The organism is Paenibacillus lutrae, from assembly GCF_009757775.1.
Taxonomy (GTDB): Bacteria; Bacillota; Bacilli; order Paenibacillales; family NBRC-103111; genus Paenibacillus_F; species Paenibacillus_F lutrae.
In genome coordinates this window covers 232,280-243,722 of the sequence record NZ_RHLK01000002.1, presented here as the reverse complement: position 1 = coordinate 243,722, position 11,443 = coordinate 232,280, and the positions used below count along the sequence as shown (strand labels likewise).

Annotated in this window: 1 protein-coding gene; it reads right to left on the bottom strand. The window is 50.9% G+C overall.

Features of this window, described 5'->3' with window-relative positions:
• Positions 1-5: 5 nt before the first annotated feature.
• Positions 6-11,441, bottom strand: coding sequence for a non-ribosomal peptide synthetase (locus EDM21_RS03565; protein WP_157332994.1), 11,436 nt, complete (start codon positions 11,439-11,441; stop codon positions 6-8).
• Between the last annotated feature and the right edge of the window lie 2 nt (positions 11,442-11,443).

Sequence of the window (11,443 nt, the reverse complement as noted above, 5' to 3'; positions counted from 1 at the left end):
CATCCTCACTCCTGAATTGTTTTGAAGATTTCGAGAATATCCTCCACTTCTTCAATGGACAAATCCTTGGTCCCATAATCCGACGGTGTATTCTGCGGTGCGTCAGAAGCTGAGCAGTGCTCAATAAGGGCATGCAAATGATCTTTGAATATGCCGGACAGCTTCGTGATGGACCCTCTTTTATATTCCTTCTGCGCGAAAGTAAAGGAGATCGATAAGCGTCCTTCCGCTACAACGCCGTTGATATCCAGTGAATAAGGCGATTTTGCATGCGGACTGCGCGTTGCTCCTGCAGAAATGGCGGACAGCTGGAACACGTCATTAGCGGTTTCCTTGCCGAATTCCCCCAAATAATTGAAGCAGATGTCCGGCTTAGGCACTTTAAGCGCTAAATCCTGACTGGTCAGGTCCGTCATGTAAGCCAGAATTCCGAAGCCGATTCCTTTGGCTGGAATTTGCCGGAGCGATTCCTTCACGGTTTTAATCTGGTAGGACAGATCTTCATACTCCATGTCGAGATGAACCGGATACAAAGAAGTAAACCATCCCACCGTACGGGATACGGAGATGCCTTCAAAAAGCTCCTCCCGGCCGTGTCCTTCCAAATAAACGGTAAACGCCGTGTGCTCCGTCCAGTCCTTAAGAGCGAGTCCTAAAGCCGTCAACAAAATATCGTTCATATCCGTGTTATAGGCTTGATGAACCCCATGCAGCAAGCGGCTCGTTTCTTCCTCGTTTAATTCAATTGAAACGAGCGCGTTTGATCCCGTCTCCGGATTTACTTCGTCAGGAAAATCCTTCGGAAGAGGCATGCAAGGCTTATCCGCAAGCTCACGCCAATAAGCCGCTTCCTTCAGCAGCTCACCGCTATTGGCATATTGATTGAGACAATTCGCCCATTCCATGAACGAATGCGTTTTGCTTTTCATTCCAATATTCGGTTGTCCGCTTGCTTGCGAGTAGGACGCATACAAATCTTCCAGCAGAATCCTCCACGATACAGCGTCTATAACCAGATGATGAATGGCAATCAGCAGATGATCCTGCCGCGGGGTCTGGAACAAGCCGAGCTTAACGAGCTGCCCTCCGTCGAGATGGATGCTGCCTTGTATACGCTCCGATTCTTCCGTAATCCGGCTCGTGAAATCCGATACTTCGCGGAAATCAAATTTTTCAAAAGTGAAAAACTCACCTTCCGGGCCGCGGTTGAACTGGGCGATGGCTTCACCCTCCTGCCTATACGTCATTCTCAGCGCATCATGATGCGCGATTAAGCTGGCAAAGGACTGAATCAGCTTGTCCGGGTCTACTCGCTCGTTGAATTGCAGCATCACAGCTTGATTCCAGTAATGACTCTCTGCAAATTCTTGCCCGAAGAACCATTTCTGGATCGGAGTAAGAACGACTTCACCGGATACATAACCTTGATTCGCTTTCTTCTCTAGCGGAGTGATCTGCCGGGCTATTCCGCGTATATCGGGAGACCGCAAAATATCACGGACCGTTAATTTATAATTCTGTTGATACATGGCAGCAGAGATTTGAATCGCATGGATGGAATTACCGCCCAGTTCGAAATAATTATCGTTCATCCCGACCTGGCGAGCTTCCAGAACATCCATGAGGATTTGGACGCACAGAGCTTCCAAGTGGTCGGCCGGTGCCGCGTACTCGGCACTTCCGGTTACCGACTCCTGCGGCTCAGGCAGCTTCTTGCGGTCTACCTTCTGATTGGCCGTCAGCGGAAAGCTGTCCATGATGATCAGATGGGAAGGAATCATGTACTCAGGCAATTTAGCCGCTAAGAAGATCCGCAGATCGCCCGGCAGCAGCTCCGTCTGAGCGGCGATAACGTATGCGCATAGCTGCTTGGAACCGTCTGCATCTTCTCTCGCCAGCACGATAGCATCCGTAACGGATTCATGCAGCAGAAGCGTTTTTTCAATTTCGCCGAGCTCGATCCGGTACCCGCGCACTTTACATTGATGATCCATTCTGCCCAGATATTCAATCTCTCCGGCGCTTGTCCATCTCGCCAGGTCGCCTGTTCTGTACATCCTTTGTCCAGGTACAAACGGGTTGTCCACAAATTTCTCGCGAGTCAGCTCCGGTTTATTGATATACCCGCGCGCCACACCGGCTCCTCCGATGCATAGCTCGCCGATTACGCCGATAGGCTGCATCTGCATATCTTCGTGAACCACATAGACCTGCGTGTTACTGATCGGTTTCCCGATAGGAATCGAATCCGGAAGTGAATCCGCCGGACAGTTATAATAAGTGACATCGATAGTCGCTTCCGTCGGTCCGTATAAGTTAATAAGCTTGCACGCCCCATAGGTACCGATACTCTCGTTAAACACGGTCACGGTCTTCTTCTGTAAAGCTTCTCCGCTGGCAAAAACGTACTTCAGGCTAGAAAGCTGCCCGTAGGACAAATGGCCCGAAGCTATACTGGCCAGGAACACGCTCAGCATCGAAGGGACGAAGTGAAGAACCGTGACTTGATGGGCTGCCACGGTCTCTGCAATCGTTACCGGATCCTTCTCGCCGCCCGCCTCCAGCAGGCTGAGAGCCGCTCCCTCTGACAGGGACCAGAGGAACTCCCATACGGAAACATCGAACGTATAGTTCGTTTTTTGCAGGATTACATCCTTCTCTCCGATGGGATAGTTCTGCTGCATCCAGTGCAGGCGGTTCTTTAAGGATCCGTGTTCGATCATGACACCTTTGGGCTGTCCTGTAGAACCTGACGTATAAATGACATAAGCAAGAGAATCGGGGCGGCGGCATCCTATGAGGTTATCCGCTATACCCGGATGTGCTTGGTCCAGCAGTATAGTGTCAACATCATATTCAATCCGGGGGAGCAACGCCTCTACAGTCAAAATAATCCGCGCTCCGCTGTCACGGAGCATATAAGCTACGCGCTCATCCGGAAATTGCGGATCGATCGGCAAATAAGCGCCGCCCGATTTCAGGATCGCCAGGATCGCTACAACCATTTCGACGGACCGTTCGGCCAGGACTCCGACAATCGTGTCCTTGCCCACCCCTTTGTCCGTCAGTACCCACGCCAGCCGGTTAGCCCGCTCATTCAGCTCCGCATAGGTCACCTTCCGGTCCTTGCAGAGCAGGGCGGCTTTACCCGGATTACGTTGGACACTGCTCTCAAAGTCATCCACTACATCCACCCCGCCGTAAAGCTCGGCCGATGTATCGTTCAGTACCCGGATCCGTTCCTGCTCTTCCTGCGTCAACAGAGTAATCTCCGAAATTTTCTGCTCGGTATCCCGGCAAATCGACTCCAATACATTCGTATAGTGAGCAGACATTCTTCGGATCGTTTCTTCTTTAAAAAGAAGAGTGCCATATTCTACGTTAACGAAAATGCCTTCTTCCGCCTCGTTGGCTTCAAATTTCAAGTCAAACTGAGACGTAACCGAATGAATCGGATAAGGACTAGCCGTGAGGCCCTGCAGCTGCAGCTCCGGCCTCTCCATGTTTTGGAGAACAAAAGCCACGTCAAACAACGGGTTCCGGCTTACATCCGTCTTTACTTTCAGATCCTGCAGCAAATGGTCGAACGGATAGTTTTGATGATCCAGCGCTTTCAGTAAACGTTCTTTGGTCTCAGCAATAAAATCCGCCACTGGCTTGCCAGCTTCGGGTTGCCCCCTCAGTGCCAGCGTATTCACGAACATCCCCATCACCTGTTCGACATTCACATGGGTTCTTCCGGATACAAGCGTTCCTACCACAATGTCCTGCTGCCCCGAATATTTCGCCATCACGATTTGGAATGCCGCTAACAAGATGATGTTAAGTGTTGCTTTTTCACGCTGGGCAAGCTGTTTGAGTCCGTTCAATAACTCTTGGCCGATTTCAAAAGTAAAGACAGATCCTTCAAAGCTTTTTACCGCCGGACGGTTATAATCCAAGGGGAGCTGAAGGATCGGAATTTCACCCGAGAAGACGCCTGACCAGTATTCCCGCTGCCTGCCAGCCGCGTCACTCCTTAACATTTGATTCTGCCAGACGGCATAATCCTTGTACTGGATGCTCAGTTCATTCAAACGATGGCCTTCATACAAATCCATCGCATCCTGGATCAACAACCCTACAGAAGTACCGTCCACAATAATATGGTGCATGTCGTACATGAACAGATGCTTGCCGGAATGAATGCGGATAAGTGCCGCTCTGAAGAGAGGAGCCTGACCGAGATTGAAAGGACGGATAAATCCGGATACTCTTTGCCGGATCGACTCTTCATCGTCTTCGCATTCCATTTGTTCCACAGTAAAGTCAACATGGCCGAGAATCCACTGCCGGACATCGCCATCCGCCATTTCAAAAGAAGTCCTCAGCGACTCATGCCGCTGGATCAGTTCTTCAAATACGCCGATAAAGCGGCCCGTATCCAGTTCACCGCGCAGCTCGACAGCTCCGGATACGTTATATCCGGTGCCGACCTGATCATTCTGACAGACTAGATACATTCTCTTCTGCGAAGAAGAAACCGGGTAATAAGGAGCCTGCGCCGCCCTCCCGATTTCTGCGTAGCGCTCGATATTGGCTTGCGCAATCAACTTTGCCATTTCTCTGACTGTCTGGTACTGGAAAATATCCGTGATCGAAATATGCACGTCAAAGGTCCGGTGAATTTTGGAAATCAGCGCTGTCGCTTTCAAGGAATGACCGCCCAGTTCAAAAAAGTTGGCATGTGGACCGATCTCATCCGCTTTCAGCAGCTCTGTCCAGCATTCGATCAGCCTCATTTCGATATCCGGGTCGGTACCGCCGTCCATCGGCACCGCTGCGGCAGAAATATTCTTCTGCAATTCTTTCCGGTCGATCTTGTAATTAGCTGTAAGCGGGATGCTTTCATAATGAATATAGTGCGACGGGACCATATAAATCGGCAGTTTGCTCTTCAGCAGCTGCTGAATGTCCGCTTTATCCAAAGGCAGCTTGTTCTTGGTTTCATAGCAGACCACAAGCTGCGGCTCGTCTTCCTCTCCTTCAGCTACCCCGACCACGCATTTCTCGATTTCGTTCATATGATTCAAATGGATCTCAATTTCATTCAGCTCGATACGATACCCTCTCAACTTGACCTGGAAGTCCTTCCGGCCCAGGAACTCAATCGTGCCGTCGGGCAGTCTTCGTGCCAAATCTCCGCTGCGGAACACAGCTGACTCACCATCCGTTAGACTGCTCCCGAACGCTGCTCGGGTACTCTCATCGCTGTCCCAATATCCACGCGCTAAATACCTGCTGCGGTACACCATTTCGCCTTTTCCAAAAATACCGGCTTCCTCACCGTTATCGGCCTCGATGCGAAGCTCAATTTCCGGAACGGGAAGCCCCGCAGGGATGAGTTTGCCATTGATCGGTTGTCCCCATTCGATGATGTTTATCGTAGCGATCAGCACCTCGGAAGAACCGAACAAATTAACAAACTGGCTCGATGGCGAGAATGCGGCATTAAACAGTTCGACGTCGCGGCTGTATACCGCTTCCCCTCCGAGAATAATTAACCGGATGTGTTCAAGAGAGCTGGTATTTGCAGCCTCCTCGAAACAATAGCGGAAGATCGACGGAATCGAATGGTAGATCGTAATCTGCCGCCAGCTCAGCCAAGCCGGTAGTTTATCGATACCGCCCTCCGATTTAAGATCATAAGGAAGTACGGCCGCTCCGCTTAACAGCGCACCGAGAATATCGATAACTCCGACGGCATGGGTGTAGGACGTAAACAGCGAAATCCGGTCTTCCGGGCGGATCATCAGCTCCGCCGTAAACCGGTCAATGAACGCCAGCACACTGGAATGGGTATGAACGACACCTTTCGGTTTGCCGGTAGAGCCCGAAGTGTACATGATGTACGCCGTCTGTGCAGAGTCAATAGACACATTCGGGTTAGATCGATCCGCGGATTCCTCCATCGCATTCGTATTCAGGATCGGGATCCGCTGTCCCGTAATTTGGCGGGATAAGTCTTCGTTCTTATCATTGGTAACCATCATTCCGATGGAGCAAGATTCCAGGATCTCCTGCAGCCGCTCTGCCGGGAATCCTGGATCAAGCGGGATATAAGCCGCGCCCGACTTCAGCGTGCCGAGCATAGCTGCAATCATTTCTTCGCCATGCTCGAATAATAGAGCGACTCTTCTGCCCGCCTCCTCATTCTCCGGATGCATAGGGGCAGCCAGTATAGCGTGTGCGATCTGATTCGCCTGCCGGTTTAACGCCCCATAGCTGTAAGATCCGGCATTCGAAATCACCGCGTCCCGATTCTCATAGCGCTCCGCGATGTCTTCGAACCTCTTTACAAGGGTATCTGCCGCTGCGCGTTCAACAACCTTTGCTGAACAATACTTGCTCAGTGATGTGGAATTCAGCAAGTCATATTCGGCAATGACTTTGCCCGGATCTGCGCACAGCTGGCGTACCAGCTCCACGTATTCGCCCATCAGGTACTTTATACTTTCATGCTTGTACAAGCTCGTCCGGTAGTTGCAGTTCATCTCAATCCGGTCCGCCAACTCGTCCAAATGGATCGTCATATCAAACTTGGTCGAGTTATCGCCGAAAGGCTGCGGAGTAAATACGAGATCCCCGACAGCAACCCCATGATCAAAGCTTGTATTCTGCAGATTAAATACGGTGTCGAACAAAGGGGTCCGGTTAACTTCCCGCTTTGCTTTAATTTTCTCAAGCAGCATCTCAAATTGAAAATCTTGATTTTCATAAGCAGTCAGCAGATTCTCTTTGACCTCATTCAAGAGATCTGTAAATTTTTTGCCCTGCGCCGGGTGCTGCCTAAGTGCAATTGTATTAATGAACATCCCAATGGTGGATTGCACTTCTTCCTGGCTTCTGCCGATGACCGGCACACCGACTACAATATCTTCGCTTTTTGCCAGACGGGACAAAAGAACGTAGTAGGCGGATAGGAGAAAGTGAAAAATGGTAGTGCCGTTTTTTTGGCAAAACACTCTCATTTCGTGAGTCGCCTTGGGATCAATGCCGAATTCATAGACGTCTCCCTCATAATTAAAGGACGACGGGCGCGGATAATCCGAAGGAAGCTGAACATCCGGCAGTTCTCCGGAATAGCTGTCCAGCCAGTATTTCTCCTGCTTTGCGATGTAAGGCGTCCCCAGTAAATCGTTCTGCCACACCGCGTAGTCTTTATACTGAATCCCGACAGGGGGAAGGTCTTTTCCCTGATAAGAATCAGCGAATTCTTGAATAAGGATGCTGATCGAGGTGCCGTCCGAAATGATATGGTGCATGTCAATCAGCAGCAGATGCAGCGTATCCGATACAGTGATCAGAGCGGCCCGGAATAACGGGGCCGTCTCTAAATCGAAAGGCCGCACAAAGCTGCGGATCACTTCATCCACTTCATGCTCTTGGCACTGGTAACTCTCTATTCCGAAGCCCGCTTCTTCATGAATAATCTGCACAGGTTCACCGTCTACCAGTGTAAATGAAGTCCTGAAGGATTCATGACGCGCGACCAGCTCATGGACCGCATGATGAATGCGGTCCGAATTCAATGAACCGTCGATCCGCATAACCAGCGGCATGTTATAACTCACATTATCCGGCTCGAACTGATTCAGAGTGAACAATCTTTTCTGAGAAGCGGATACGGGATAATGACTGGCTTTGTCTGCCGGCTGTATGGCCATGGCTGAATCTGTGCGGCCCTGCTCTCCTTCCGCCAAGCGAAGCCGATCCAAGTAGGCGGCAAGCCCGGATACGGTAGGGTGATTTTTCAGGATCTGAGAAATTTCCACTTTCATATCGAAACATTGCTGAATGCCATTCACAATCTTAATGGCGAGAATGGAGTCGCCGCCCAGTTCATAGAAATTGTCGTCGATATTCAGAGATTCATATCCCAGTACGAAGCCGAAGATCGATGCGACTTGAAGCTCCGTATCGGTATAGGAATCTCCATCTCTGCCCTGCAGTTCTACAGGAGCGATCGACTGAGCCGGAGATGTGGAAGCAGACTCTAGTTCCTTGCTCTTATGCCGGATCGTCCGTACAATATCGGCGGATAGTCTGATTTGCGAATCGTCGTTCAATTGGACGACTTCGTCCTCGTAGTTGATTTTGCCGACGATCACTCTGGACATTCCCGATTCCATTAACTGATGAAATGCCCCAATGGCATCTTTAGTGGTCAGCACTTTGAACAAACCGTCCACATTGACGCCGTAATCTACAGCAACCCCGACTTCCAGCCAGGTGGCCCAGTTTACCGTAACTGTTTTCTTGCCCTCCAGACTACGATTCGCAGCGAAAATGTCCAGGTAGCTGTTCCCTGCGGTATAAGCTCCGTGACCGGGCGCTCCCGTCAGGGAAGTAACGGACGAGAAAAGAACAAAGAAATCTAAATCATCCGACCGGGTCAGCCTGTCAAGCAGCCAGGTACCGTATAGTTTAGGGGAAAGGGCACGGTTAAACAGCTCGTCCCCTTTCCCTACGATTAACCCTTCGCCGATAATTCCCGCTCCATGGATAACTCCGTCTATGGCGCCGTACCGGGACCGGAGCTCATCCAATATCGGGGCGACTTGTCCCTCTTCCGCAATATCGGCTGCGTAGCAGTGAACCTCGCTTCCCGATTGTTCGATGTCCCGTATAATGCGTAAGCTTCGAAGCAGTTTCGGGTTATCACTGCCTGCCAGAACCGCGTCCCATTCCTCCCTTGGAGGCAAGGAACTGCGGCTGATCAGGCATAGATTCACTTTAGCGCGGCTGGCGAAATCTTGGGCGATCTCCAGCCCGATACCGCCCAGGCCGCCTGTAATCACATACACGCCATTTTCCTTCAGCTTCATGCCGGCATCGTCCTGATTGCCGGTTATAGACAACCGGTCCAAGATTTCCGCATATCGGATCCCCTTGCGGTAGGCAGTCCCGTATTGGCTAAACTCGCTGCATATTTCCGAATAGATTTCATCGAGGGTAGTAACCGGATCGACATCGATATATCTGCAGCGGATCCGGAAGCTTTCCAGACTGACGACCTTACCTAACCCGAGCATGGGTGCATACTGCGTATAGAGTTGTGACTCGGAACCGTCCACCGGATTAACGTTAGGAGTAATCAGAATGACTTCCAGATCATTCTCAAGGTCCCGGTTCATCAGCGTCTTGGATAACTGGAACAAATGGGAGACTCCGGTCCGCTGGCTTTCCTCCAGCTGCTCTTTCGTCGAAATCTCCTCCGTTTCATAAAAATGAATAATTCGGGTAATGTGACGATTCACGATAAAATCTGCCAATTCCCTGTAATCATCTTCGTTAAATGAAAGCGTATACAAATTCTCACTGACCGCTCTGAACCCATCCGCTCCGGGAAACACTTGAACAGCATGACTACCGTTCGATTCAAAACAAGCGGCAAGTGAACCGACATTCGCAGGACTGCTTCCTATGATTAGAACGTTGTCCCCTTCTCCGGCTCTCGCCGAAGTTTGCGGGGAAGGCTCCCACCGTACCCCGTGGTACATAGCCTCTTCACCGGTTTCGATGACCGGAATATCAATCCAGCAGCGTTTTTTCTGAAACGGATAGGTAGGCAGGCTTACCAGACGATGCTTCTTATTGGCATATAATTCATGAAAAGGAACATCAGCCCCGTTCATGTACAGCTGGCATAACCGGCTTAGAACGGTATCGCTAGCTGTGTCCTTCTCCGCATGAGAACGGACGAGAAGAACGGCTTCAGCACTCAATGCCTGCTTTTCTTGGACCGTTAGCTTGGGCGGGCTGTCCGGTGAGAACCGGAAAGACCCTTCGAGGTAACTCTCTAGCTGCGATGCCAGTTCCTCCAGGTTACGGATGCAGAAAGCTGCCCGGTATGCAAACTGCTCCCTGCCTACATTGGCGGTGTAGCAAATATCGCCCAGCTGTTCTTCACCCCAAGCAGGGATCTGGAGCGAATATTTGCGGACCAGCTCCGCAAGCGCCTCTTCGCTTTTGGCCGAGAGGGACAGTAGATAAGGGCCATTGCCGGCAGGCTGGAGCGGCTTCTTAACCTCGGGCGCTTCTTCCAGCACAATGTGACAGTTGGTGCCGCTCAGACCGAATGAGCTGACGCCGCAGCGGCGCGGAATCCCTTCCGTATCCCAATCGGACAAGGTGTCATTGATGTATAAAGGAGACCGTTTAAAGTCGATTTCTTTATTCGGACGAAAGATATGCAAAGATGGCGGCAGCTGTTTGTGATGCAGCGACAATACCGCTTTTATAATGCCCGCTATTCCCGCTGCGTGATTCAAGTGCCCGACATTGGATTTAACGGAACCGATCGCACAGAAGTGCTTCTTGCTCGTCGTTCTCCGAAAAGCCTTTTGCAGACCTTCAATCTCGATCGGATCTCCCAGCTTTGTTCCCGTGCCGTGCGTCTCCATGTAGGTGATGGTTTGAGGGTCAATCCTGGCATCCTCCCAGGCACGCACAATAACCTCTTCCTGCGCAGCCGGATTAGGAGCAGTGATTCCGTTGGAGCTGCCGTCTTGATTAATGGCGCATCCTTTGATCACGCCATAAATATGGTCACCGTCCCGCAGGGCGCTCTGAAGCGGCTTTAAGACCAGCACGCCCCCTCCCTCGCCGCCGCCTGTGCCGTCCGCTCCATCGTCGAATGCCCGGCTCCGGTTACTGGAGGACTCCAGTCCGAGCTTGATTTCACCCTCGACCGGTAGCATGTTAATGTTAATGCTTCCTACAAGGAAAAGATCGCAATTGCCGCTTCTGATTTCCTGGCAGGCCATATAGATCGCGACAAGGGCCGATGAGCAGGCCGTGTTGATTAACATGCTCGGACCCTTCAGGTCCAGCAAATACGAAATGCGGCTTGCAATAATCGCATCGAGATTACCCGCCAGCGAGAAAGCGGCGGAATCCGGCTCGACATTGGCAATAAGCTGCTTGTAGAGAATATCGCCCCCGAATCCGACGAATACGCCCGTTTTACTTCCACGTATCTTGCCGCCGCTGTAACCGGCATCCTCTATTGCCTCCCAGGCAAGCTGTAAGAACAATCGTTGATTCGGATCCATCAGCTGGGCTTCTTTGGGCGAAAGACCGAAGAATGAATAGTCGAACTGGTCAATCTCGTTTAAATAAGCAAACTCCGAATATTCCGGGCGGCCTTCCCTGCCATTGATGTGATTCATATATGAAAAATAGTGATCCACATCTTGTTTCCGCCCCTGGGGCAGCGGAGCTATACAGTCTTGCCCGGTTCGCAGAATATCCCAAAACTGCTGTATATTTTGAGCGTGGGCAATATTCGACGACATGCCGACAATAGCCACATCCCGCTTCGATATTTCTTGGATTTGAAAGTGTTGTTCCTCCGCATCCCATGACTCCGCATCCATGTCAAAAAGCTTGCTCTTCATGG

What these genes read in the sequence shown, in the direction of transcription:
- EDM21_RS03565 (WP_157332994.1), bottom strand. Translation starts at nt 11,441, where the DNA reads ATGAAGAGCAAGCTTTTTGACATGGATGCGGAGTCATGGGATGCGGAG.